This is a genomic window from Sinobaca sp. TMA16-18 (assembly GCF_059510535.1).
The window spans coordinates 643,537-667,432 of the sequence record NZ_JCAKFM010000001.1 but is presented as its reverse complement, the minus strand read 5'-3'; the positions used below and the strand labels follow the sequence as shown (position 1 = coordinate 667,432).

At 45.2% G+C, this 23,896-nt stretch carries 24 protein-coding genes; 17 read left to right on the top strand and 7 right to left on the bottom strand.

Features of this window, described 5'->3' with window-relative positions:
- Positions 1-17 precede the first annotated feature (17 nt).
- The 3 genes from AC5W14_RS03370 to mnmL form a co-directional block, all read right to left on the bottom strand.
- Positions 18-575, bottom strand: coding sequence for a beta-class carbonic anhydrase (locus AC5W14_RS03370; protein WP_496059021.1), 558 nt, complete (start codon positions 573-575; stop codon positions 18-20).
- A 69-nt stretch (positions 576-644) separates the two neighbouring features.
- Positions 645-1,205 carry a tRNA 5-(aminomethyl)-2-thiouridylate-methyltransferase MnmM gene (gene mnmM / locus AC5W14_RS03365; protein WP_496059022.1) on the bottom strand — a complete coding sequence of 187 codons (561 nt, stop codon included), beginning with the start codon at positions 1,203-1,205 and terminating at the stop codon, positions 645-647.
- Positions 1,202-2,167, bottom strand: coding sequence for a tRNA modification radical SAM protein MnmL/YtqA (mnmL, locus tag AC5W14_RS03360; RefSeq protein ID WP_496059023.1), 966 nt, complete (start codon positions 2,165-2,167; stop codon positions 1,202-1,204). The genes mnmM and mnmL overlap by 4 nt, the downstream gene beginning before the upstream one ends.
- 254 nt (positions 2,168-2,421) lie before the next feature.
- On the opposite strand from mnmL, the gene leuS reads away from it, so the two are divergent.
- Together leuS and AC5W14_RS03350 are read left to right on the top strand one after the other, a co-directional pair.
- Positions 2,422-4,842: a leucine--tRNA ligase gene (gene leuS / locus AC5W14_RS03355; protein WP_496059024.1), complete on the top strand. Its 2,421-nt coding sequence runs from the start codon at positions 2,422-2,424 to the stop codon at positions 4,840-4,842.
- A gap of 283 nt (positions 4,843-5,125) precedes the next feature.
- Complete coding sequence (locus AC5W14_RS03350; RefSeq protein WP_496059025.1) at positions 5,126-5,506, top strand: potassium channel family protein; 381 nt, start codon at positions 5,126-5,128, stop codon at positions 5,504-5,506.
- 67 nt (positions 5,507-5,573) lie between these two features.
- Here AC5W14_RS03350 and AC5W14_RS03345 read toward each other — a convergent pair whose 3' ends face one another.
- Positions 5,574-6,854: a BaiN/RdsA family NAD(P)/FAD-dependent oxidoreductase gene (locus tag AC5W14_RS03345; protein ID WP_496193662.1), complete on the bottom strand. Its 1,281-nt coding sequence runs from the start codon at positions 6,852-6,854 to the stop codon at positions 5,574-5,576.
- 121 nt (positions 6,855-6,975) lie between these two features.
- Here AC5W14_RS03345 and AC5W14_RS03340 point away from each other — a divergent pair, with 121 nt between their 5' ends.
- The 5 genes from AC5W14_RS03340 (at position 6,976) to AC5W14_RS03320 (ending at position 11,731) form a co-directional block, all read left to right on the top strand.
- Complete coding sequence (locus AC5W14_RS03340; RefSeq protein WP_496059645.1) at positions 6,976-7,377, top strand: secondary thiamine-phosphate synthase enzyme YjbQ; 402 nt, start codon at positions 6,976-6,978, stop codon at positions 7,375-7,377.
- Between the two features lie 104 nt (positions 7,378-7,481).
- Positions 7,482-9,098, top strand: a complete 1,617-nt coding sequence (locus tag AC5W14_RS03335) for a putative polysaccharide biosynthesis protein (protein ID WP_496059027.1) — start codon at positions 7,482-7,484, stop codon at positions 9,096-9,098.
- A gap of 79 nt (positions 9,099-9,177) precedes the next feature.
- On the top strand, positions 9,178-10,314 hold the full coding sequence (gene ftsW / locus AC5W14_RS03330) for a putative lipid II flippase FtsW (protein ID WP_496059028.1): 1,137 nt from the start codon (positions 9,178-9,180) through the stop codon (positions 10,312-10,314).
- A gap of 57 nt (positions 10,315-10,371) precedes the next feature.
- Complete coding sequence (locus AC5W14_RS03325) at positions 10,372-11,034, top strand: hypothetical protein (RefSeq protein WP_496059029.1); 663 nt, start codon at positions 10,372-10,374, stop codon at positions 11,032-11,034.
- The gene (locus AC5W14_RS03320; protein WP_496059030.1) at positions 11,024-11,731 is read left to right on the top strand and encodes a pseudouridine synthase; all 708 of its coding nucleotides are present in this window, start codon (positions 11,024-11,026) and stop codon (positions 11,729-11,731) included. Before AC5W14_RS03325 ends, AC5W14_RS03320 begins: the two co-directional genes overlap by 11 nt.
- A gap of 79 nt (positions 11,732-11,810) precedes the next feature.
- Here AC5W14_RS03320 and AC5W14_RS03315 read toward each other — a convergent pair whose 3' ends face one another.
- Both AC5W14_RS03315 and cysK read right to left on the bottom strand, forming a co-directional pair.
- A complete protein-coding gene (locus AC5W14_RS03315) occupies positions 11,811-12,029 on the bottom strand; it encodes a DeoR family transcriptional regulator (protein WP_252314551.1) in 219 nt (72 codons plus the stop codon).
- A gap of 239 nt (positions 12,030-12,268) precedes the next feature.
- A complete protein-coding gene (gene cysK, locus AC5W14_RS03310; protein ID WP_496193661.1) occupies positions 12,269-13,201 on the bottom strand; it encodes a cysteine synthase A in 933 nt (310 codons plus the stop codon).
- A gap of 76 nt (positions 13,202-13,277) precedes the next feature.
- Between cysK and AC5W14_RS03305 the strand changes: the two genes are divergently transcribed.
- Genes AC5W14_RS03305 through AC5W14_RS03295 form a run of 3 tightly spaced genes read left to right on the top strand, consistent with a single transcriptional unit; the run spans position 13,278 to position 15,317 of the window.
- The gene (locus AC5W14_RS03305; protein WP_496193660.1) at positions 13,278-13,643 is read left to right on the top strand and encodes a CidA/LrgA family protein; all 366 of its coding nucleotides are present in this window, start codon (positions 13,278-13,280) and stop codon (positions 13,641-13,643) included.
- On the top strand, positions 13,636-14,325 hold the full coding sequence (locus AC5W14_RS03300) for an LrgB family protein (RefSeq protein ID WP_496193659.1): 690 nt from the start codon (positions 13,636-13,638) through the stop codon (positions 14,323-14,325). The genes AC5W14_RS03305 and AC5W14_RS03300 overlap by 8 nt, the downstream gene beginning before the upstream one ends.
- Before the next feature lie 50 nt (positions 14,326-14,375).
- Positions 14,376-15,317: an NERD domain-containing protein gene (locus AC5W14_RS03295; RefSeq protein WP_496059034.1), complete on the top strand. Its 942-nt coding sequence runs from the start codon at positions 14,376-14,378 to the stop codon at positions 15,315-15,317.
- A 27-nt stretch (positions 15,318-15,344) separates the two neighbouring features.
- On the opposite strand, the gene purU is transcribed toward AC5W14_RS03295, so the two are convergent.
- A complete protein-coding gene (purU, locus tag AC5W14_RS03290; RefSeq protein WP_496193658.1) occupies positions 15,345-16,211 on the bottom strand; it encodes a formyltetrahydrofolate deformylase in 867 nt (288 codons plus the stop codon).
- 105 nt (positions 16,212-16,316) lie between these two features.
- Here purU and pulA point away from each other — a divergent pair, with 105 nt between their 5' ends.
- The 7 genes from pulA (at position 16,317) to pfkB (ending at position 23,868) form a co-directional block, all read left to right on the top strand.
- Positions 16,317-18,464 carry a type I pullulanase gene (gene pulA / locus AC5W14_RS03285; protein WP_496193657.1) on the top strand — a complete coding sequence of 716 codons (2,148 nt, stop codon included), beginning with the start codon at positions 16,317-16,319 and terminating at the stop codon, positions 18,462-18,464.
- Positions 18,465-18,505: 41 nt separating this feature from the next.
- Entirely contained in the window at positions 18,506-19,354 is an 849-nt protein-coding gene (locus AC5W14_RS03280; protein ID WP_496059037.1) for a phosphotransferase, read from the top strand.
- 68 nt (positions 19,355-19,422) lie between these two features.
- Entirely contained in the window at positions 19,423-20,364 is a 942-nt protein-coding gene (locus AC5W14_RS03275; RefSeq protein WP_496059038.1) for a carbohydrate kinase family protein, read from the top strand.
- A gap of 18 nt (positions 20,365-20,382) precedes the next feature.
- On the top strand, positions 20,383-21,024 hold the full coding sequence (gene trmB / locus AC5W14_RS03270) for a tRNA (guanosine(46)-N7)-methyltransferase TrmB (RefSeq protein ID WP_496059039.1): 642 nt from the start codon (positions 20,383-20,385) through the stop codon (positions 21,022-21,024).
- A 78-nt stretch (positions 21,025-21,102) separates the two neighbouring features.
- Positions 21,103-21,948, top strand: coding sequence for a YtnP family quorum-quenching lactonase (locus AC5W14_RS03265; protein ID WP_496059040.1), 846 nt, complete (start codon positions 21,103-21,105; stop codon positions 21,946-21,948).
- A 253-nt stretch (positions 21,949-22,201) separates the two neighbouring features.
- Positions 22,202-22,957: a DeoR/GlpR family DNA-binding transcription regulator gene (locus AC5W14_RS03260; RefSeq protein ID WP_496059041.1), complete on the top strand. Its 756-nt coding sequence runs from the start codon at positions 22,202-22,204 to the stop codon at positions 22,955-22,957.
- The gene (pfkB, locus tag AC5W14_RS03255) at positions 22,954-23,868 is read left to right on the top strand and encodes a 1-phosphofructokinase (protein WP_496059042.1); all 915 of its coding nucleotides are present in this window, start codon (positions 22,954-22,956) and stop codon (positions 23,866-23,868) included. Before AC5W14_RS03260 ends, pfkB begins: the two co-directional genes overlap by 4 nt.
- Positions 23,869-23,896 lie beyond the last annotated feature (28 nt).

Below are 23,896 nucleotides of genomic sequence, written 5' to 3'. Positions count from 1 at the left end.
GCTCTTCTGTTATGTTGTTATTCGGCTTTGTCGACTACAGTTAATTCGCCGGTTTCAGGAGAAATGACAAGTCCGTGAACCGGAGTGCCCGCGGGAAGAAAAGGATGCTCCCGTATAAGCTTTACGCTTTGGCGCACACTGTCTTCAACGTTTTCAAAGCCTTTCAGCCATTCCCGGACATTGCTTCCGGAGGCTTCTATTTCAGCTATTTTTTCATCGGTTAATCCATTATTATAGGCTTTTTCAAGAATAGGTTCCGGCTTCAGGCCGGCCATGCCGCAGCCATAATGGCCGACAACAGCAACTTCTTCTGCCTGCAGTTCATACAGCGCTACAATAATACTTCTCATAATACTTCCGTAGGAATGGGAAAGAACGGCGCCGGCATTTTTAATGATCTTGGCGTCTCCCTGCTGTAGGTTCATGGCTCTTGGAAGAAGCTCTGATAATCTGGTATCCATGCAGGTTAAAACAACCAGTTTTTTGTCAGGAAACTTAGACGTTTTGTATTCCTCATATTCTTTGTTTTGTACAAATGTCTGGTTAAATTCGATAATCGAGTCAATCGTTGGCATTGTAACGGCCCCTTCCCTGATATATTCGTGCGGCAGCTGCCTCACACTTCCATTATTATATAGTAAGATTTATCTTTTTTCCAAAGCATATACGAGAGGCGGGTTATTTATCTGATTGATAAACTGGTATTTGGCTGCATGAAAGGCGTGCTGATCGATCGCTGACACGTATTTGTCCACTGCAGTCTGCTCGCGTGCACCTTCATCGTGCCCCGGGTAAGCGGTAATAAGGATGACGCATCCTTTAGATAGAACAGGAAGCAGGTGATCCAGCGTCTGAAGCGTGGATGATGTCGTTGTCGTAATACTTTTATCCCCGGAGGGCAGGTAACCTAAATTAAACACTACCGCAGCTGTTTTATGGAGTACTTCTTTCGGCACCCGTTCCACTATATTTTCATGACTGTCATGAATAAGGTGTACATTGGTGAACCCGGCGCTGTCTACACGTTCGGCTGTGGCGTCAATCGCCTGCTTTTGAATATCAAACGCGTATACGACAGCAGCCCGTTCGGCCAGAAACAAGGTGTCGGCGCCTTTGCCGGCCGTGGCGTCAATAGCTGCGGCTCCTTTATGAAGGTATTTTTCCAAAAGAAGCCTGCCAAAGGGAAGAACACCGGGTATTTTCATTGGGAAGCCTCCCGGAAGCCATCGGCAAACTTACCCTGCCAGCTTCCGCGTCGTTTCAATTCATCATCGATGCCATTTAATACGCTCCACTTATTCATGCTCCACATCGGCCCTATCATCAGCTCGGCCGGCCCGTCACCGGTTAGGCGGTGAATCGTAATAGAAGCGGGAAGCCTTTCAATCTGGTCCGCCGTCAGCTGAATATAATCCTCCTGTGACATCAGCTCGACAAGTCCTTTTTCATATTGTTTTACCATCGGGGTTTTCTTTAACAAGTGCAGCAGGTGAATCTTAATGCCCTGAATATCAAGTCTGCTTACTTCCTCTACTGTTTCGAGCATCATCTCAGGCGTTTCCAGAGGAAGGCCGTTGATCACATGGGCGCAGACGTTAATATTGTGTTTTCTGAGCTTTTCTACGCCTTCTTTATAACAGTCGTAGTCATGAGCCCGGTTAATTAACAGGGCGGTTCGTTCATGAACCGTCTGGAGGCCGAGCTCCACCCAGAGATGGGTCCGCTGGTTTAATTCAGCCAAATAGTCAACCACATCGTCGGGCAGGCAGTCCGGTCGTGTTGCAATAGATAGTCCCACAACATCCTCTTGCCTGAGGATACTTTCAAACATTACTTTTAATTCTTCGACCGGAGCATACGTATTGCTGAACGCTTGAAAATAGCCGATATATTTTCCTTTTTTCCATTTTCGGTTCATTCGGTTTTTTACCGTGTGGAACTGGTCAATAATATCTTCTCCGCGGTCTCCGGCAAAATCTCCGGACCCCCGCTGGGAGCAGAACGTACAGCCTCCGGAAGCCACGGCCCCGTCCCGGTTGGGGCAGTCAAACCCCCCATCAAGAGGAACTTTAATAATTTTTTCGCCGAAATGATTTTTCAACTGATGATTCCATGTATAATATCGTTTGTCTCCCCAAAATACCGGAGAGGCTGTATCTGCATTCATGTGTATCTCTCCCTGTATAAGTACTTCTAGTGTATCCTTTATTCTATCACGCTTATTTTTGAAAACCCAGCGGTGGAATGGGAGTATACCTGCTCTGCCTTGACAGGCAAGGGGTTAATCCATAAAATATCATATATTGATTACCATTCTTCAGTGAAGAAAGCGAAAGTACGATATAATGTATTTATACATAGTATCTCTGCGATAGAAAGCATAGGAATAATCGTGATATAGAGAAAGAGGAGGCTGCAAACATGGCATTTCCGCATCAGGAAATTGAACAGAAATGGCAGAAGCACTGGGAAGAAAATAAAACGTTCCGCCTGGAAGATGAACAAAACGGAAATCCGGATTATTATGCACTGGATATGTTTCCCTATCCATCAGGATCAGGGCTTCACGTAGGCCACCCGGAAGGCTATACGGCTACGGATATTTTATCAAGAATGAAACGGATGCAGGGCTACAATGTGCTTCATCCGATCGGCTGGGACGCATTCGGTCTGCCGGCGGAACAATTTGCACTGGATACCGGAAAGCACCCGCGCGATTTTACGAAATCCAATATTGATACGTTTAAACGCCAGATTAAATCTCTGGGGTTTTCTTATGACTGGGACCGTGAAATCAATACAACCGATCCGGAGTATTACAAGTGGACCCAGTGGATCTTCATCCAGCTTTACAAAAAGAACCTGGCATACATGGATGAAATCGCTGTAAACTGGTGCCCGGCGCTCGGAACCGTGCTCGCCAATGAAGAAGTCATTGATGGAAAAAGTGAACGCGGCGGCCATCCGGTGGAACGCCGTCCGATGAAGCAGTGGATGCTTAAAATTACGGAATATGCCGATCGTCTTCTCGAGGATCTTGAAGAACTGGACTGGCCGGAAAGCATTAAAGATATGCAGCGCAATTGGATTGGGCGTTCGGAAGGCGCAGAAGTTACCTTTAACGTGAGAGGATCCGCGAAGTCTTTTACCGTGTTTACAACACGCCCTGATACATTATATGGAGCCACTTACTGCGTGCTTTCTCCTGAACATGAGCTCACGCCGGCTATTACAACGGCCGATCAAAAGCAGGCAGTTGAAACCTACCAGAAAGAAGTAGCAACAAAAAGTGACCTGGAACGTACTGAGCTTCAGAAAGAGAAAAGCGGTGTATTTACCGGTGCCTATGCGATCCATCCGGTTACCGGCGAAGAAGTACCCGTTTGGATTGCGGATTATGTTCTTTCCACATACGGAAGCGGTGCTATTATGGCCGTGCCCGCCCACGATCAGCGTGACTATGAATTTGCGAAAAAATACGATCTGCCGATTATCCAGGTGTTGGAAGGCGGCAGCATCGAAAAGGAAGCCTATACCGGTGACGGAGACCATATTCATTCTGGATTTTTGAACGGACTTAGCACAAAAGAAGCGATTGCAGCAATGATTAAGTGGCTGGAAGAGAAGGGAACCGGAGAAAAGAAAGTGACGTACAGGCTCCGTGACTGGCTGTTCAGCCGCCAGCGCTACTGGGGCGAGCCGATTCCTATCATTCACTGGGAAGATGGCAGCATGAGTGAGCTTCCGGAAGAAGAGCTTCCTCTTGTATTACCGGATATGGATGAGTTTAAGCCGTCAGGTACAGGGGAATCCCCGCTTGCCAACGCAAAAGACTGGCTGGAAGTAACCGATCCGGTAACGGGAATGAAAGGACGCCGTGAAACGAACACGATGCCGCAGTGGGCAGGAAGCTGCTGGTATTACCTTCGTTATATTGATCCGGATAACACGGAAAAGCTGGCAGACGAAGAAAAGCTGAAGCGGTGGATGCCGGTTGATATTTATATCGGAGGCGCCGAGCATGCCGTGCTTCATCTGCTGTACGCTCGCTTCTGGCATAAGGTGCTTTACGATATTGGAGTTGTTTCAACGAAAGAGCCATTCCAGCGCCTGTACAACCAGGGAATGATTCTTGGAGAAAATAATGAAAAAATGAGCAAGTCAAAAGGGAATGTAGTAAATCCCGATACGATTGTAAAAACTCACGGCGCGGACACGCTGCGTCTATATGAAATGTTCATGGGGCCGCTGGACGCCTCCATCGCCTGGTCGGAAAATGGGGTAGAAGGTGCCCGTCGCTTTTTGGATAGAATCTGGCGTCTGCTTATAAAAAATGATAATGAGCTGAGCCCGGCGGTTACAACAAAAGTAACGTCCGGTGATTTTGAGAAAACGTATCATAAAACAGTCGCCAAAGTGACGGAAGAATTTACACACCTTCGCTTTAATACAGGGATCAGTCAGCTGATGATCTTTATTAATGAAGCATATAAGCAGGATGAACTGCCTAAGCCATGGATAGAAGGGTTTACAAAGCTCCTTTCTCCGATTGCTCCCCATCTTGCAGAAGAGCTCTGGGCATATCTGGGCCATGAGGGTACAATCACGTATGAACCGTGGCCGGTTTATGATGAAAAAATGCTGATTGAAGATGAAGTAGAAATTGTCGTGCAGGTAAACGGCAAAGTGAAAGCCAAGCTGCTTATTGCAAGAGAAGCAGATAAAGCAGCAACGGAAGAACTTGCTATGGCCCAGCCGAAAATTAAAGAAGAAATTGAAGGCAAAACGATCCGCAAAGTTATCGTTGTCCCTGGAAAGCTCGTAAATATTGTAGCTAATTGAGGCTGTAGAACTTGTGAAGCCAAAGAAAGTCTATCCTCTTAAAAAAGTGGCTGTTGAAAAATCTGTCACTGTTAGATTCTTTAAGTCGATGATCATTAATAAAGCCGCTGATTTTCCAAAAACATGGAAAGTCAGCGGCTTTTTTTTAGAGTTTTGCTTTTCCTTGTAAAAGATCTTGTCAAAAGTTTTCTTCAAAACGCTGTACTTATCGGCAATAGGACGAAAAAAGGATTTTTGCACCAGGACGGCGAAATTTGTTACAAGGAAAAAGGGGGAGTGGAGCATGGTTTCATTTCTATTAGTATTTCGAAGGATAGTTAAGGCCATTCTTCGAGGGTTGCAAGAGCCGGAATTTCAGGTGCTGCTCTCTCTTACCGGAGGAATGCTGCTCTCCGGAACATTGTTCTACAGTAATGTGGAAGGACTATCATTGCTGGATGCGCTTTATTTCAGCGTGGTTACGCTGGCAACGGTTGGTTATGGTGATTTCTCCCCACAAACGAACTTTGGGAAAATATTTACTATCATTTACATACTGAGCGGTGTTGGGTTGATTTTGGCGTTTGCAACAAAAATTCTTTATTACATGCAGCAGTCAAAACTGAGCGATAAAGCTGCTAAACGAGAAAGACAGCTTAAAAAAAAGGAGGAAGATAATAATTGATTCGTGAAGGGATAGCACAGATGAAAGATTGTCTGTGAAAAGCACTATCCGCGTGACCAGTTTTGAATTATTTTGATAAAGGTGCCGTGTTTTTCAGTTCAGCGGCGGCGGTACCAGCAGAATAGCCGGTGGAAAACGCACAGGTGATATTAAAGCCGCCTGTATAACCATGCACATCCAGAATTTCTCCGCAGAAAAATAATCCTTCTGTCATTTTCGATTCCATCCGTTTCGGGTCAATTTCTTTAATTGAAATGCCTCCTCCGGTAACGAATGCTTCTTCAATCGACAATGTGCCGTGTGCTTCAATACGGAAGTCGGTTAGAAGCTCTGCGAGTCTGCGCAGGGCATCATTGGTAATCGTATTTAACGGTTGATCGGCAGCTATTTCTGCCCTCTCCAGGAAAAACACGAGGGACTTTTCGGGCAGCCATGATTTCAAGGCATTTTTACTGTTTTTTGTACCGTTTGTTTTTTTAAGAGTAATAAACTGCTGAAAAATAGATTCCGGACTGCTGTCCGGGTAAAGAGCTAGTGATAAAGAAATGGTGTCTGTTTTGTACTTTTTTAAGGCTTTTACAACATATTGGCTGCAGCGCAGGCTGATCGGTCCGGATACGCCAAAATGAGTAAAAATAAAACCGCCGCGGTGGGTTTTTATCTTTTTTCCTTTCGGCTGCATAACAGTTAAGGCTACGTCCTGAAAAGAAGCTCCCTGCAGTACTTTCTGCTGAATAAACGGTTCGCTGGACGTAATCGGAACTTCGGTAGGATAAAGCTCCGTAATCGTATGGCCTGCAGCTTCCGCCCACGGATAGCCGTCTCCGGTGCTGCCGGTCTGCGGAACAGATTTGCCGCCGGTCGCGATAATGACAGATGGTGCATACAGTTTTTCCCCGTCTTCGAGCACGAGCCCTTCTATTTTATTGTTTTCCATAAGAAGAGAAGCCACTTTTGTCTGCTTTCTCGTTTCAACCTGCAGCCTTTCAAGCTCCTGTAAAAGAGTCTGTACGACGGTAACAGCTTTATCGTTTACCGGAAACATCCGTCCCATATCTTCTTCTTTCAATTCAATGCCCAGTCCTTCGAAATAGGCAATAATGTCTTCATTGTTAAAATTGGAAAAAGGGCTGTACATAAATTTCCCATTACCGGGTATATGCTCAATAAGCTGTTTAAGTTCCATCCGGTTCGTAACGTTACAGCGGCCGCCTCCGGAAATCGCGAGCTTACGGCCGAGTTTCTTTCCTTTATCAAGCAGGAGGACGCGTGCCCCGTGCTCCGCGGCTGCAGCGGCCGACATCAAACCGGCAGGCCCGCCTCCTACTACTATCGTATCGTATCGCATAATAATATCCTTTCTCTGTGTAAACATGTAATAATCATTATATATCTGTAAAGTAACCCTATCATAACAAATAATCGTACTGTCTCCCACTTTAGAGACAGCCATAAAAAGGAGCTGGGAAATAATGAAGAAAATGCAGCTGAAAACAAAAACGAGAGACCAGTTTATTGATATTACAAGAGAAGTAGAAAAATATGTCCGCGAAGAAGAAATGGACGAAGGGATAATTACGGTGTACTGTCCGCACACGACGGCCGGTATTACGGTTAATGAAAACGCCGACCCCGACGTGAAGAAAGATATGATTATGAGGCTCGATGAAGTCTATCCGTGGGATCACGAGAAATACCGCCATGCGGAAGGCAATACCGCCTCCCACCTGAAAGCAAGCACAGTAGGCACAGGGCAGACGATCATTGTGGAGAACGGCGCATTAGTGCTCGGCACATGGCAGGGAATCTATTTCTGTGAATTCGACGGTCCCCGAACGAGAAGCTATTATCTGAAAGCTTTGAAAGGATAAGCGGATAAATTATTTGTTCATCTCCAATGATTTACAAGATTCTCAGAGAGAATTATGGTAAAATTCTCAAGGATGAGATTTAGTAACTAATTGGAGATGAATGTATGACCGACTCGAAATTTTTACGTGGTACGATGATTCTAACGATGGCAACGTTCGCCTCAAAGATTCTTGGCATGGTATATGTATTTCCTTTTGTCGCAATGGTGGGCCAGCAGGGACTGGCACTTTACCAGTACGGCTACCAGCCCTATGTTATCCTGCTCAGCATGGCAACGCTCGGCGTGCCTATGGCTGTCTCAAAATTTGTTTCCAAATATAACGCAATGGGAGATTATAAAACGGGTCAGCGCCTGTTAAAAACCGGTATTTTATTTATGAGTATTACCGGCTTCCTGGCATTTCTTGTATTGTTTTCGATGGCTCCTGTTATTTCCGGATGGATTATCAGTGATCCAGGTGATCTGGATGGAAACTCCCTGACAGATGTTACCTTTGTTATCCGCATGGTCAGCGTAGCATTAATTATTATCCCTGCGATGGCAGTTATCCGCGGGTTCTTTCAAGGAAATCAGTCAATGGGCCCGACAGCTGTTTCCCAGGTGCTGGAACAACTCATTCGGATCGTATTTATTCTCAGCATGGCTTATTCTGTTCTTTACATAATGGATGGAGACCTTGGCACGGCAGTAGGATTTGCTACATTCGGTGCTTTTGTCGGCGGCCTCGGCGGCCTGGCAGTCCTGTTGTTTTATTGGAAAAAAAGAAAGTATTTTATTCAGAAGCAGGTACAGGAAAGCACGGTTGACCATAATCTGCCATTAACCAATATGTATAAAGAGCTTATTATGTACGCTCTGCCGTTTTCGTTTGTGGGACTGGCTATTCCGCTTTTCCAGCTGGTGGACTTATTTACATTCAACAACGCCCTTACCGCCTCCGGCTATACGCTTGGGCAGGCGGAAACAATGTACGGCGTGTTCTCCGGTTCGGCACACCGTTTAATTCTGATTCCGGTAGCCATTGCAACAGCAATGAGCATTACGTTAATTCCGGCTATCACCAAGTCTTTTACAAGCCAGAACGATGAAGTGCTTCAAAACCAGATTACCCAGGCTTTTCAAGTAATCATCTTTTTAGCATTACCGGCTTCAGCTGGTTTAATGATATTGTCTTATCCTACATTTGCGCTTTTGTTTGGATTAAATGATATCGAGGTCGGCGGCTATATTCTGCGCTATTATGCACCGGTAGCCATTTTGTTTTCGCTTTTCTCTGTCAGCGCAGCGATGCTTCAGGGCATCAACCAGCAGCGGTTTGCGGTGCTTTCCCTTATAGTGGGGATCATCATAAAGTTGATTCTAACCTATCCGCTTTTAATTGCACTCGGTTCCATGGGAGCTATTATCAGCACGTTTCTTGGCTTTACTGCAGCGATTGTCTTTAATTTAGTGATTATCGCGAAATATGCTGATTTTGATTTTCTTCCATTGATCAAGCGGACCATTTTAATTGTGGCCGTAACGCTTGTAATGAGCCTTGGAGTGATTGTTGTAAAAGAAGGAGCAGAGCAGCTGTTTCCACTCGTTTCCTGGACAAACGCCCTCTTTGTAGAAGTGTTTGCCATGATCACAGGGATTCTTCTTTATTTCATCCTTACGGTAAAAATCGGTTTAGCCGGCCAGATCCTTGGCGACAGGTTCTCTATCTTGAAAAAATAAATAGCTGCCCCTTGAACTTAAGTGGTTCCGTACATGCTATACTCTAAAAAAAGAAAGGCCTTCGAGGTGAATAATCAACGTGCAAAAATATAAAAATTACGACTGGTGGATGATTGGTGCTTCGTTTGCGCTTGCTATTTTCGGGATGGTCATGATCTACAGCGCCAGTTTTCCACTTGCTATTGATTTATATGACAACCCTGCGCACTTTTTTCAAAGACAGCTTGTCTTTTTTATTCTGGGGACAGTGTTTTTTATTTTCTTTATGCACTTTCCTTACAGGCGGTTTCAAGTTTTTATTCCTTTCATGATGCTGGCATCGATCCTATCCCTTCTTCTTGTACTGCTTATCGGCAACGAAGTAAATGGGGCGACAAGCTGGTTTAACGTTGGTCCGTTTACGATTCAGCCTGCTGAATTTGTTAAAATAGCTGTGATTATTTATCTGGCTTATGTATATTCAAAAAAACAAACGTATATTAATCGTTTAGTTACCGGCGTTATGCCGCCGCTTGTGATGATTGTCATCGTTTTTGCTTTAATTGCCCTTCAGCCTGATATAGGAACGGCGGCTTCGATTATAATGACGACAGGAGTTATCGTCTATCTATCCGGAGCAAAAATAACACACATTGCCGGACTCGGAGCAGTCGCAGTGGTAGTTATAGGTATACTGGCCGCGATTGAGCCATACCGGGTCCAGCGGCTGACTGCATTCCGCGATCCTTTTGAAGTAGCGGAAGCAGCGAGTGGAAGCGGCTATCAGCTTATACAATCGTACATCGCTTTTGCCCACGGCGGACTGTTTGGAACAGGGCTGGGGCAGAGTGTGCAGAAAATGCATTTTCTGCCGGAGCCTCATACAGACTTTATTCTTGCGGTAGTGGCAGAAGAACTTGGTATTTTTGGTATTGGTTTTATTCTTTTATGTCTTGGAACGATAGCATGGAGAGGTTCATTGATTGGAATCCGCAACCGTAACCAGTTCGGCACGCTGCTGGCATTTGGAATTGTTTTTCAGCTTCTCAGCCAGGCTATCATTAACGCCGGCGCTGCAACAGGGTTAATGCCGATTACCGGTCTTACTTTTCCATTAATGAGCTATGGTGGTTCTTCTCTGCTGGTAACGATGATTCTGCTCGGGATTTTAGCTAACATCTCAAAATACACATCAATGGACCGAAAAAGGTCTGCTCAGGAAACCAACGCTATCTAGAGTCATATAGGTAGCGTTTTTCCTTTTAACGTATATTTATAAAAAGGAGAATCAGCCATGTTAATTATAGGATTTGGAAAGCTTGCAAAAATGATAGTGAATGGCCATCCGGATAAACCGCTTCCGGTATACAACAGAACAAAACAGCACGTGGAAGAAAATACAAATGCTTATTACGCACCGCCTGAATCGTTCGCCGAGTATATGAATGTGATAGTAGCACTCCCGGAAAAAGCTACGTTATCTTTTTTGGAAACACATATTCATGAATTTCCTAAACAGGCGGCTGTTTACATTACATCCACATCGATCCGCACGGAAGAAATAGCCGAACGGTATCCGGATTACAAAATGGTGCCGGCAAAGTTTGCCGGGCATGCGCTCCAATCCAATCTGGAAAAGAGTGGAGGAACATTTGTAGTGCCGGCAGCCTTTCCCAGGGAAAAAGAATATATTGAAAAATGGCTTCAGGAAGCTTTTCACGTGATACATGGAGAGGAAACAGAGGTGCTCGAAGCCAATCAGACAGCGGTGGAGGAGACAGTAGATCTTATTTTGCGGCTGGAAAAGCAGCTTAAAGCTAAAGGGATCCCAGAGCCGGTCAGAACGGCCGTTCTGCAGCAGATTCCAGCCGGGGTGATTCATGCGCATATCCGCGGAGAACATGGAGGTTTTGTACAGAAAATCTGGAAACAGAAGGAGGCGCAGCATGAGGATTGATAAACTCCTGGCCCATACAGGATACGGCACGAGAAAAGAAGTAAAAAAGTTAGTAAAGCAGGGAGCCGTTGAGGCAGACGGCAAAAAGATAAAAAGCTTTTCTGCGCAGGTGAATCCGGATAAGGACGTCATTACGGTGAAAGGGGAAACCGTAGAGTACAGGGAATTTGTGTATCTGATGATGAATAAACCACAGGGCGTGATCTCGGCAACGGAAGATGACATGCATGAGACGGTTGTTAACATATTGGAATTTGATGACGTGGTCCGGCAGCCTTTTCCCGTAGGACGGCTTGATAAAGATACAGAAGGCCTTCTGATTTTGACTAATGATGGTAAGTTTGCCCACGGCATCACTTCTCCCAAAAAGCATGTCCCTAAAGTATATGAAGCTGTGCTGGATCAAACCATTACAGAGGAAGACAAAAAACAGTTTGCAGAAGGCATTATCCTGGACGATGGATACCAAACAAAGCCAGCCGGCCTGGAGCAGGTGGACAGTGAAAAAATGCTGGTGCATATTACGATTTCAGAAGGGAAGTTTCATCAGGTGAAAAGAATGTGCCATGCTGTCGGTAAAGAAGTGCTGTTTTTGAAGAGAATTCAAATTGGCGGCATTATGCTGGATCCTAAACTGGAACCCGGGGAATACAGAGATTTACGGGAAGAAGAAATAGAGGAACTGCAGAATTCATAACAGACAGCAACCCTCCGGCTGCGCGCTGGAGGGTTGTGTGCTTTACAATCAGTTGGGGATAAAAGCAGCTTTCGGTATATCAGGATGCTTTAACGCGCTTTCGGGTAGTTGCCCACTTTCCTCTAGAAGGACTGTGAACAAGGTCATTATACTCCAAAACATTTAAATCTCTCTGAATCGTCCGCTGTGTGATTCCGAACTCGTCAACCAATTCTGTCGTTGTCACTGTCCCTTTCTGCTTAATATAAATATAGATGGACTTTACTCGTGTGATCATACGGTCGGTTGAAGTTCTCAAAAAACCACTCCTTATCCATGATTTATAAAGCGCTGTGTATAGGGGCTGCTTTACGTAATAGATCGATGGGTTGTGGGTCTGCTGGTATAAATAGAGTGTATGCAATAGACAAATGGTAGTATATGTTTACAAAAAATAGCACCCTTTACTCTCTTATTGTACAATAATTCAGAACCTTTTCCAATTTTCTAAATAAAACTCCATATAATCTTAATATATGGAGTCTTTTTACCTACCATTTACTCAAATTCAAATAAATCGGTGCTCAAATACCGTTCTCCGGTATCGCAGGCAATCGCAATGACGATCTCACCAGGAGAAAGGGTTTTTGCTTTTTCCAACGCGGTATAGCAGGCCGCGCCCGATGAGGGCCCAACGAGAATCCCTTCTTCTTTGGCCAGTCTTCTTGTGATATGATAAGCATCTTCATCGGTAACCGTATCGATACGGCTGTATACGTTCTGATTGAGTATCGGTGGAATAAACCCGGGACTCGTACCGACGAGCTTGTGCGGACCTGGTTTTCCTCCTGAAAGAACCGGTGAGCCAAACGGCTCAACAACAAGAACCTCAAGATCAGGATAAAATTCTTTTAATTTTTCACCGGTGCCGGTAATGGTGCCGCCGGTTCCGGAAGCAGCGACAAAAGAGGCGAGCGGCCGGCCGATTTCTTCCACTGCCGCCTTGATTTCCAACGCGGTAGTCAGGCGGTGGGCGTCCGGATTAGCTTCATTTTCAAACTGCATAGGCATATAGGCATTGGGAATTTCGTTTACAAGTTCATGGGCACGTTCAATAGCCCCGGGCATTTTTTTGTCTCCTGGTGTCAGCTCCACCTTTGCACCATAAGCCTTCAACAGGTTAATTCGTTCAAGCGACATCGTATCAGGCATAACTAAAATAGACTGGTAACCCCGGGCTGATGCAGTCATAGCGAGTCCGATGCCGGTATTACCGGATGTTGGTTCAATGATAACGGTATCCTTATGAATAAGACCCTGCTCTTCCGCGGTTTTAATCATATTTAAAGCTGCACGGTCTTTTACACTTCCGCTTGGATTCTGGTATTCCAATTTTAAATATACATCAGCGCCGGCCGGATCAGGCAGCCTGTTTAATTTAACGAGTGGCGTGTTTCCTACTAATTCTGATACATTGTTTACAACAAGCATGCAATCCCTGCTTTCTACACATTATTATCAAGGTTCCAACAGAATTTTACCATATCGTAAAGAGGTGTCCCACTAAATGGCTTTATTTCGCGTTATTCTGCATATTGCCGTCCTGTTTCTATTTTTCGGTGCGGGCTCTCTGCTTCAGCAGTGGCTTCAGCTGCCTGTACCGGGAAGCATACTTGGCATGATTCTTTTATTTCTGGCACTTTCAGCACGTCTTATCGATCCACGCTGGATACAGGAAGGAACGGCATTGGTTCTTCGGAATATGCCGCTTATTTTTCTCCCGGTTACTGTTGGTATCATGCAGTACTATTCGTTGTTTACGGGATCGGGTATATGGCTTGTAGGTATAACGCTTGCGAGCACCTTTATCGTAATGACTCTTACAGGTGTTACCGCGCAGCAGTTGATGGGGAGGAAACAAAAACATGAATGATGTGATCACTGCTGTAATAATGATCCTTTTGACAATAGGAATGTATTTAGCAGCAAAGAAACTGTATAAACGCTTTCCTTCCCCCTTTACCCTTCCTGTCCTGATAGGAACGGTGCTTATTATCATCGTGCTGGAAGCGGGAAATGTGACGTATACGGTGTATATGGAAGGGGGCCGGTGGATTGAATATTTCCTTGGACCGGCCGTCGTTGCCCTGGCGTATCCGCTGTACAGTCAAAGAGAAGTGCTGAAGCGCTATTTAATTCCCATTCTCTGCAGCTCCGCTGTAGGGGCGGCAGCAGGAACAGCTTCCGGTTGGGGTCTGTCTATATTGGTAACAAAGGAGCAGGAGCTGCTTGCTTCTGTTCTGCCTAAATCCGTCACGGCACCGATTGCGATGAGTGTAGCTGAATCTTTGGAAGGAATACCGGCCCTTGCGGCGGTATTTGTAATGATTGCCGGCATCGGCGGCGTCATGATGGCGCCGTATGTAACCCGGTGGTTTCATATTACCCATCCGTTTGCCAAAGGAATGGCATTGGGAAGCGGAGCTCACGCTATCGGAACTGCTAAAGCGCTTGAAAACAGCGAAGAAGAAGGGGCAGCCAGTTCTGTTGCCATGACTGTTAGTGCGATTATCGTTTCTATTATCGCACCGTTGCTCGCTTTTCTCGTTTTTTAAATAAGCAGGTGGAAGATTGTGTATACTATATATAAGAGAGGAGGGCGATTATGGCCCAGCTTTTAAAACTATCTGACTATGCTTCACGGTATGAGCTCGATATGTATCATTATTCCAGCCAGTTTTCCAGGTTTAAACAGGAGCGCTGGAAAAAAATGAAGACGGCCTGGCTTGAAGCCAATACTTCTTCTATAAATGAAACGCCGGGGGAACCGGATGTGGTGGAAGAGGAATGGTTTGAACCAAAACCCAGCTTCTTCAGACGAACAATTTTAAAGAAACGCCTCCGGGCGGCTGAACAACCTGCTTTACTGGAAAAAACATCCCCGGCCCAGGACAAACTGGCTTTTTACCGTGGAAAAACGAAAGAACAGCTTATTGAAGCGTTTTACGAAGAATTATTTCAATCCCAGCTGCGCTGGGCAAGCTCTTCTCTACTGGAAGAGTCGACTATCGCACCAGCACTGCGTTACAATCAGCATTTGAAATATTTCTTAAGGGAATGGCCGGATAATTTCTTTGTCTTATTCCGTCCTGTTTTTTATATAAAAAATGCTCCAGTAGAATTGGATATTATCGTGATAACCCCAACAGAAATCATCTGCATGCTTCTGTTGGAAGGAAAGATGAACAGCGTATTCGATACATCGACTGGAAGATTCTGGAATGAGTATGCAGAAGGAAAGATTACAAAAACCCTTAACCCTGCCATCCCGATGCAGCGTATGAGCAGCATGGCGGCAACTATTATGGAAGCCGATGGGATTGAGCTGCCAATTAGAAAAGAAATAATTGCTCCCGGTTCGATTATTGACCGCAAAGGGTATGCCGGAACGGCTGAATTAATAGACAAACAGACGCTCCCGACCTGGCTGGAAGCAAAAAAAAGAAACCCGGCTCCTGTAAAGCTCGCTCAGATTCAGGCAGCAGAAGCTCTTTTTAAACATACGTCCACGCAATCCCGCCTGAAAAACCGGCCGCCCTCTAATTAGTAAAAGAGGACGGCCGATTTATCACATTTATGGAAATACAATGGTTTTATTCTGGTTTACGAGAACTTTGTCTTCCGTGTGCCATTTCACCGCACGGGCGAGAGCTAGTTTCTCTGCATTTCTGCCAGCTACTTTTAGTTCCTTAACAGAATAGCGGTGGTTTACGCGCAGAACATCCTGCTCAATAATTGGGCCTTCGTCCAAATCATTCGTTACATAATGGGCAGTGGCCCCAATTAGTTTAACGCCACGGTCAAACGCTTTCTGGTAGGGATTGGCGCCAATAAACGCCGGCAGGAAAGAATGATGAATGTTAATGATTTTATTTTCAAGCGATTCTACAAAGGATTCGCTGAGAATCTGCATGTAGCGGGCGAGAACCACTACATCGATACGATGGGAATCGATTAACTTTAAAGCTTCAGACTCTGCAGACTGTTTATTCTTTTTATCAACAGGTATATGATAAAAAGAAATACCATAGCTTTCCGCGACATCTTTCATTGTTTCATGATTGCTGATGATGAGGGGGATTTCCGCATCCAGTTCACCGGAGCGCCAGCGCCATAACAACTCAAGGAGACAGTGATCCTCTTTTGAGACAAAGATGGCTATTCTCTTTTTTATTTGTGCATCTTCGAGGCGCCAGTCCATCTGAAATGAGGAAGCGACAGCGGAAAAAGCTGCCCGAAGCTCCTGCACAGACGCTTTCTGATTTGTATCAAGTTCGATACGCATAAAAAACATGCCGTTTTCCGGATCGGTCGTATACTGATCCGACTGCACGATATTAGCGCCCTGTGAAAAGAAAAAATCCGATACAGCGGCAACAATGCCGGGCTGGTCGGCGCAGGAAATAAGAAGCCGTGCTCTATGCTGAGATGATTTACTCATAAATATCCTCCTGTTTGCTGGAACTGCATTTTTATAATGGAACGGATAATACTATATCACTCTTTCTTTAGAAAAAAAAGATTACAACATGAGGAGCAAAAGAAGATGAATGCATCTGCTGCGGTAGAAAGTAACACGATCAGAGCCAGTATGAATGATATGCAGACCGTTACGGTTATTCCCACGTCAGGTATTAATAACGAAACACTGTATCTTATACAAGAGCCTGGAAAACAAAAGCTTGAAATAGAAAAAGTGGAAACTGTAGAAGAACGGACGATACTTTATCTGGCAGAAGAGCTTGAAGCGGGCACGAGGTACCGGATTTTATCAGAAGAAGAAGAGCTGGATATTCCGGTGGAAACCGGAGAAAGTCCAAGGTCACCGGCGTTCGAAGAAAAATACTATTACGATGGGGGGGACCTCGGTGTTTTTTGTGAAAAAAACAGAACCAGTTTCGCCGTCTGGACTCCAGTAGCAGAAGAGGCATATATTCTGCTGGTAAATATGGAAAACACGGATATTGTACTTGAAAGGCTTCCGATGAAACGAACCGAAAAAGGGGTGTTTCGTTTTTCTACTATCCGCTCTCTGCACGAAGCCGCATATCAGTACGAAGTGCTGATTAACGGGGAGTATAAACGGACGGTGGATCCGTATGCAATATCGTCCACTGTAAACGGCCGGGCTTCCGTCGTCGTGGACACTGAAAAACTGGAGTTCGGGAAGCCGGTTTCGCTTCCCGCTTTTTCGAGTCCGGTCGATGCCGTTATTTACGAAGTGCACATGAGAGACTTCAGCGCTCATTACAACAGCGGAATGTACCAAAAAGGAAAATACGGTGCCTGGACAAACATGGGAAAAAATAGAGAGGCGGTTTCTCCCGGGCTGGCCTATATTAAAGATTTAGGGGTCACACATGTGCAGATTCTGCCGCTGCACGATTTCGGCAGTGTAGATGAAGAAGAGTATCCGCCTGCCTACAACTGGGGATATGATCCGATTCACCATTTTGTGCCGGAAGGAAGCTACGCAGGGGACCCTCTTGATCCGATGGCAAAGGTTAAAGAATGCTGGCAGTTTATAAACCACCTTCATGCCCATGGCTTACGGCTTGTGCTGGACGTTGTATACAACCATTTTTATGATGAAGAAACATCGCCGCTGTCCATTCTCGTTCCGGGCTATTATTTCCGGTATACCGAGACAGGAGAATTATCGAATGGGACCGGAGTTGGAAATGATACAGCGTCTGAACGTGGAATGATGCGCAAATATATACTGGACAGTCTGAAGCATTGGATAGATTTCTACCACGTAGATGGATTCCGATTTGACCTTATGGGCATTCATGACATTGAAACTGTACGTCAGGCAAAGGCACTTGTATCTGCCCGCAAAAAAGACAGTTTGTTCTACGGAGAAGGCTGGGATCTCGATACGAGCCTCCCGCCGGAACAGAGAGCCACGCATCATCACGCGGGAGAGCTTCCGGACGTCGGCTTTTTCAATGACGGGCTGCGGGACTTTTCCAAAGGAAGCCATATGGATCTGGCGACTCCCGGGTTTGTAAATGGGGCAGGAGAAAATGCCGCGGAGCTTCCTTTTTACTTGAGCGGTTCGGTATTGGAAGAGATGGAACAGGGCCCGTTGTTCGAGTCACCTCTGCAGTCAATCAATTATGTGGAATGCCATGATAATTATACGCTTTGGGATCAGCTGGTTCAGACTAGGCCCGAGCTTGAAAAAGAAGACATTAAACGCATGCACAAACTGGCTTCTGCTCTCGTCATTCTCTCGCAGGGCGTGCCCTTTCTTCATGCGGGCCAGGAGTTTTACCGGACGAAATTTGAAGTGGAAAACAGTTATAAATCGCCTATCTGGATCAACCAGCTGGATTGGGAGCAGAAAGACCGCAACCTGGATACGGTGATTTTCACGAAAAATCTGCTGGACATTCGAAAGAAGTATGCCGTTCTCCGGCTTGATAATAAGGAAGACATCCGCAATGCCTTTGATGTGCTGTCCGCAGAGAATGGCTGTACGGCAGTGAAATGGGAAAACGAGGAAGAAGAGCTGCGGCTGTTTTTTAATGCCTCCCCGTTTGAACAAACCCTTCCGCTGGAAGAAGCGAAAACGTTTCATATGATCGTTGACGGAGATAGAGCTTCTTTGATACCATTAAGAACGATTCGCTCTAATAGGATAACGATACCGCCGTTAAGCACCGTTGTTCTTGCTGTGCACGTATAAAATAAGCCTTTACAGGCGAATAAATAATAAAGGATTCCATTATGAAAAACTCAGATGACACAAACAAAACGAGAGTGAATATATTGGAATTTCAATTAGGAGACGGATGGAACGTAAAGCCGGCAGGAGGATCAAGCGGAGAAGCCTATATTGCCTGGCTGGGTGAACGGAAAATTTTTCTAAAAAGAAATTCCTCTCCTTTTCTGGCTGTTCTTTCTGCGGAAGGCATTGTTCCGAAGCTTCTGTGGACAAAGCGTCTGGAGAATGGGGATGTTATTACAGCACAGAAGTGGGTTAACAGCAGAGAACTGCGTGCCAAAGACATGGGAGAACCACAGGTGGCGGAGCTTCTTTCAAAAATTCATTCATCGGCAGAGCTTCTCGATATGTTTCAGAGAATCGGCAATAAGCCGAGAACGCCGGAACTTATCGTGGAAGAGCTGGAAAGCAGCTACGAAAATCTCGGGGAAAAACATCCGGCGATGACAGATGCCCTCTATTATTTGAAAGAGGAGCTTCAGTATGTATATCCGGCTAAAATGGTCGTATGCCACGGAGATATGAATCATAATAACTGGATCGTCAACAGCCGGGGGGACCTTTATCTTATAGACTGGGACAGCGCTTCGGTAAGAGACCCCGCCTATGATATCGGCCTGCTGCTGCATGAATATATTCCCGAAAAAGAATGGACCACCTGGCTTGATCATTACGGGTTATCTTTGACAGAAACCCTGAAAACGAAAATGAACTGGTATGTTGTTTCGCATGCGTTTCAGCAGGCAGTGGAACATCAGCGGAAAAATGATCTGCTGACTGCTTCGCAGTGGGTAACCTATTTACAGACTGCTTCTTTTAAAACAACCGCAGAAAAAAAGCGGGAACAATAATGAAATTTATGCCTCTCTGGTTCTCAGAGGGGCATATTTTCCAGAATCATACATAAGGAGGAACAACAATGAAAAATGGTGTAATTTGTTTAGGAGAAGCACTTATTGACTTTATTCCCGCAGACAGCAGCAATTCTCAATTTATTAGAAGCCCGGGCGGCGCTCCAGCCAACGTTGCAGTTGGTTTGGCGAAAATGGGGATCGATTCCTATTTTGCCGGTAAGCTTGGAGACGATGTAATGGGAAGGTTTTTATTTGACACACTGCAAAATTTCGGAGTTAAAACAGATATGATTTCTTTTACAAAGCAAACCAAAACGGGTGTCGTGTTTGTTACGAACAGCAGCGATGGAGAAAGAGCGTTTGACTTTTATATTAACCCGGCTGCCGATCAGCTGCTAGAAGAAGCAGATATTAAGCAAGACCTGTTTGAACAGGCGTCTGTCCTGCATTACGGCTCTATTTCACTAATAGGGGAGAGCACCCGTCGTGCGACGTATAAAGCGGTGGATACCGCGAAAGAAAAGCAGATGCTGCTTTCGTTTGATCCCAACATCCGACCAGCCTTATGGCCGTCGATAGAAGAAGCCGTCGAGCGGATTAAGGATATGCTGCCTAAAGCAGATATTGTTAAAGTCTCGGAAGAAGAGCTGGAGCTGATCAGTGGGGAATCAGGAGAAGACAAGGCGCTTCAACAAATGCAGGCGTATACTATCCCGGTTCTTATTATTACAAAAGGGGAGCTTGGCAGCACGCTTGTAGTAGGAGAAGAAAAATGGGATATTCCCGCTGAAAAAGTACATGCGGTAGATACGACTGGAGCAGGGGATGCCTATGTCTCCGGGCTGCTCAGTGCCATCATTGAAAAGGGCCGCCCTATTGAACAATTATCAAAAGGAGAATGGCTGGATATCGCTCATGCGGCAAGTGTGTCAGGGGGACTGGCAGCTTCCGTCAAAGGAGCCATGGCGGCCCTTCCAACAAAAGAAGACGTCAACAGCCGAAAATAAATAAACAAGGAGTATGCTATGAGATTACGATACAAGCCGTGGGCTTCAGATTATATTAACGAAAACAAAAAGTATGTAAAACTGGCTGAAGATGCGCCTGCGGGCAGCTGGAAAAAAGAATTTGGAGAAGATCGACCGCTCCATGTGGAAGTAGGGACCGGCAAAGGTAAATTTTTGAATGACATGAGCCTTGCCAACCCGGATATTTCCTATGTTGGTGTAGAAGTCTACGATAGTGTTCTTGTAACCGGTGTACAGCGGGCCGTAGAAGAAGAGCCGGATAATTTATGCTTTATAAACGGCGATGTGTTTTTTTTGGAGGACATGTTTGCCGAAAACGAAGTAGATCAGCTGTATATTAACTTTACGGACCCATGGCCGAAAAAAAGACATGAAAAGCGAAGACTTACCTATTCTTTGTTTTTAGAGCTGTATAAAAAAGTGCTGAAACCAGATGGTTTGCTTCAATTTAAAACCGATAACCAGGGGCTTTTTGAGTATTCATTGGAAAGCATGAGCCAATTTGGCATGAAGCTGGAAACAGTGAGGCTTGACCTGCATCATAGTGAAGAGGCAGAAGGAAACATTATGACAGAATATGAAGCGAAATTTTCTGAAAAAGGACAGCCGATTTATATGGTACGTGCCCGTTTTCAATAGATAAGAGGGGCTCCGGCCTCTCTTTAATGATATACTAAATAATGTTAGCGATTACATAAAAAGAGAGGGGACAGCCATATGGATACACTTCGTATTGGAGATTACACATTAACCTGGCTCCGCGGCGGCGTGACGCATCTGGATGGAGGGGCTATGTTCGGGGTCGTTCCGAAAGCCTTATGGTCAAAGAAATATCCAGTGAATGAAAACAATCAGATTGAATTAAGATCCGATCCTATACTCATCCAGGGACACGGAAAAAATATCCTGCTCGAAGCAGGGCTCGGCAATGGCAGATTTAACGAAAAACAAATGAAAAATCTTGGCATAACCGAAGAATCTTTTGTAGAAGAAGATCTAAAGTCTCTTGGACTGGAGCCGGAAGACATTGATGATGTATTAATGACCCATATGCATTTTGATCACTGTGCAGGACTGGTAAAATGGGAGAATGAAAAGGAAGTACCATCTTTTACAAAAGCTGCGGTTCATATTTCACGGACCGAGTGGAAGGAACTGACGAATCCCAATATCCGTTCTAAAAGCACGTACTGGGAAAACAACTGGAAGCCAATTGAGCATCAGGTGAAGCTGTTTGATACAGAACTGGAGCTGCTGCCGGGGCTTAAGCTTCAGTGGACGGGCGGACACAGCGCAGGCATCAGTCTGCTGACGATTGAACAGGAAGACGATATGCTGATTCATATGGCTGATAACATGGGTACTCATGCCCACCAGAATGTACTGTGGGTTATGGCTTATGATGATTATCCAATGGATTCGATCGCCGTTAAACAGAAATATATGGATATAGGCTACAATAATGAAGCGTGGTTTACCTTTTATCATGACTACAAGTACCGGGCTATCCAATACGACAGCAGCGGCCAACCGAAACAAACGATAGAAAAAGGGAATGAATGAAAGGACGCCGGCAGAAGCTGCCGTCTGATAATTCTTTCTAAAACAGCCGATTGGCTGTTCTTTTTTTGTTTTATCGTGGCTGTTTTTGAATGAAAATGAATGATAATCAAAAATAATTGTCTTTTTTTGATTATTTATGATTGATTTTGAATGAAAGTGATGCTATTATCTTTTTAAGAGATCATTAATTCATGCGGAGGATCAAAAAGTAAACGCTTACTTTTTGAAAGATGCATGCAAAGGAGAGAAGGAGATGCTGCACGCTCAGAGAAAAGAAGCGATCATTCAGGAATTAAAGCTCAAAGAAGTCGTGTCTATTCAGGACCTGGTGGATAAAACGGGTGCTTCGGAGTCAACGATAAGAAGAGATTTAAACGACCTTGAATCAGATAACTTCATCAAGCGGGTGCATGGCGGCGCTTCTTTATCCCGACAAAAAATATATGAACCGACGATCGCAGAAAAAGAAGCCGCGAACCAGCCGGAAAAATACAAAATTGCTGAATGGGCCGGCTCGATGATAAAAGAAAAGGAAAGTATATTTCTCGATGCTGGAACGACGACGCTCGCACTCATCCCTTTTCTCGAAAACAAGCAGGTGACCGTTGTAACAAATGGCATTACCCACGTTCCGCTGCTTTTACAGCATAATATTCGAACGTATGTGACAGGCGGCCTTGCCAAGCCGGGAACAGCAGCACTTGCAGGCGAAAAAGCAGCCTCTTCCTTGAAGGAATTTCGATTTGATACAGCGTTTTTAGGCATCAACGGTATTCATCCTTATTATGGGTATTCCACGCCGGATCCCGATGAAGCCCTGGTCAAAAACACAGCCATTTCTTACTCCACGAGATCAGTGATTATTGCAGATCATTCAAAGATATACGATGTTTCTTTTGCAAACGTAGGAAAACTCTCAGACGCCCAGATTGTCACCAGCAGCTATGCAAATAAGGATCAGCTCAGAAAAATTCAGCAGGAAACTAGAGTAAAGGTAGTGGAAATATGATTTATACAGTTACGCTTAACCCCGCAGTCGATTATGTAATCGAAGTTCCACATTTTAAAGAAGGAAGCGTCAACCGGACAAGCCGGGAATGGAAGTATCCCGGCGGCAAAGGAATTAATGTGTCAAGGGTGCTCCAGAGAATGGGGGCACCGAGCAGAGCGCTCGGGTTTGTCGGCGGCTTTACCGGTGGGTATATTGAGACGACTCTGGCTGAAGAAGATATTGCGTCTGAATTTATTCAGGTAGAGGGAGACACCCGTATTAATATTAAAATCAGCGGGGACACAGAATCCGAAATCAACGGAGCCTCTCCTGACATTTCAGAACGAAACAAAAAAGAGCTGGAAGCACAGCTTGCCGGATTAACCTCTGAGGATAGTGTCGTCCTGGCAGGCAGCGTTCCGGCCAGCCTCCCAAAAACAATTTACAAAGAGATGATCACTTTACTAAAAGAGAGAAATATTACCTGCTACCTGGATACGAGTGGAGAAGCTCTGAAGGAAGCATTACAAGCAGGGCCCGATTTTGTAAAGCCGAACCATCACGAGCTGGCGGAGTTATATAACGCGGAAGTGGAAACGATGGAACAGGCGATTTATTATGGCAGCAGGCTTAGAGAAGACTTCGGCGTGAATCACGTTGTGATCTCGATGGCAGGAGAAGGGGCTTTGTATCTGCATGACGGAGGCCGCCTTGTTGCAAAGGTACCGCCCAGAAAACCGCTTAATTCGGTAGGGGCTGGTGATTCACTTGTAGCGGGATTCATTTATGAACACCAGAAACAGAGCATGCCGGAAGACATTATCTCTTTTGCGGTTGCCACAGGAAGTGCTACTGCATTTTCAGAAACATTCTGTACAAAAGAGCAGGTGGAAGAGCTTCTGAAGCAGATGGAGTGTACCACGGTATAACATAAAGTAATTTGGAGGGGTGAAAGGT

What these genes read in the sequence shown, in the direction of transcription:
- AC5W14_RS03260 (WP_496059041.1), top strand. Translation starts at nt 22,202, where the DNA reads ATGCTGCACGCTCAGAGAAAAGAAGCGATCATTCAGGAATTAAAGCTC.
- AC5W14_RS03280 (WP_496059037.1), top strand. Translation starts at nt 18,506, where the DNA reads ATGAAAAACTCAGATGACACAAACAAAACGAGAGTGAATATATTGGAA.
- AC5W14_RS03320 (WP_496059030.1), top strand. Translation starts at nt 11,024, where the DNA reads ATGAGGATTGATAAACTCCTGGCCCATACAGGATACGGCACGAGAAAA.
- pulA (WP_496193657.1), top strand. Translation starts at nt 16,317, where the DNA reads ATGAATGCATCTGCTGCGGTAGAAAGTAACACGATCAGAGCCAGTATG.
- AC5W14_RS03335 (WP_496059027.1), top strand. Translation starts at nt 7,482, where the DNA reads ATGACCGACTCGAAATTTTTACGTGGTACGATGATTCTAACGATGGCA.
- cysK (WP_496193661.1), bottom strand. Translation starts at nt 13,201, where the DNA reads ATGCTTGTTGTAAACAATGTATCAGAATTAGTAGGAAACACGCCACTC.
- AC5W14_RS03265 (WP_496059040.1), top strand. Translation starts at nt 21,103, where the DNA reads ATGGATACACTTCGTATTGGAGATTACACATTAACCTGGCTCCGCGGC.
- AC5W14_RS03305 (WP_496193660.1), top strand. Translation starts at nt 13,278, where the DNA reads ATGGCTTTATTTCGCGTTATTCTGCATATTGCCGTCCTGTTTCTATTT.
- AC5W14_RS03370 (WP_496059021.1), bottom strand. Translation starts at nt 575, where the DNA reads ATGCCAACGATTGACTCGATTATCGAATTTAACCAGACATTTGTACAA.
- leuS (WP_496059024.1), top strand. Translation starts at nt 2,422, where the DNA reads ATGGCATTTCCGCATCAGGAAATTGAACAGAAATGGCAGAAGCACTGG.
- pfkB (WP_496059042.1), top strand. Translation starts at nt 22,954, where the DNA reads ATGATTTATACAGTTACGCTTAACCCCGCAGTCGATTATGTAATCGAA.
- purU (WP_496193658.1), bottom strand. Translation starts at nt 16,211, where the DNA reads ATGAGTAAATCATCTCAGCATAGAGCACGGCTTCTTATTTCCTGCGCC.
- AC5W14_RS03275 (WP_496059038.1), top strand. Translation starts at nt 19,423, where the DNA reads ATGAAAAATGGTGTAATTTGTTTAGGAGAAGCACTTATTGACTTTATT.
- AC5W14_RS03350 (WP_496059025.1), top strand. Translation starts at nt 5,126, where the DNA reads ATGGTTTCATTTCTATTAGTATTTCGAAGGATAGTTAAGGCCATTCTT.
- mnmL (WP_496059023.1), bottom strand. Translation starts at nt 2,167, where the DNA reads ATGAATGCAGATACAGCCTCTCCGGTATTTTGGGGAGACAAACGATAT.
- trmB (WP_496059039.1), top strand. Translation starts at nt 20,383, where the DNA reads ATGAGATTACGATACAAGCCGTGGGCTTCAGATTATATTAACGAAAAC.
- AC5W14_RS03300 (WP_496193659.1), top strand. Translation starts at nt 13,636, where the DNA reads ATGAATGATGTGATCACTGCTGTAATAATGATCCTTTTGACAATAGGA.
- mnmM (WP_496059022.1), bottom strand. Translation starts at nt 1,205, where the DNA reads ATGAAAATACCCGGTGTTCTTCCCTTTGGCAGGCTTCTTTTGGAAAAA.
- AC5W14_RS03325 (WP_496059029.1), top strand. Translation starts at nt 10,372, where the DNA reads ATGTTAATTATAGGATTTGGAAAGCTTGCAAAAATGATAGTGAATGGC.
- AC5W14_RS03295 (WP_496059034.1), top strand. Translation starts at nt 14,376, where the DNA reads ATGGCCCAGCTTTTAAAACTATCTGACTATGCTTCACGGTATGAGCTC.
- AC5W14_RS03345 (WP_496193662.1), bottom strand. Translation starts at nt 6,854, where the DNA reads ATGCGATACGATACGATAGTAGTAGGAGGCGGGCCTGCCGGTTTGATG.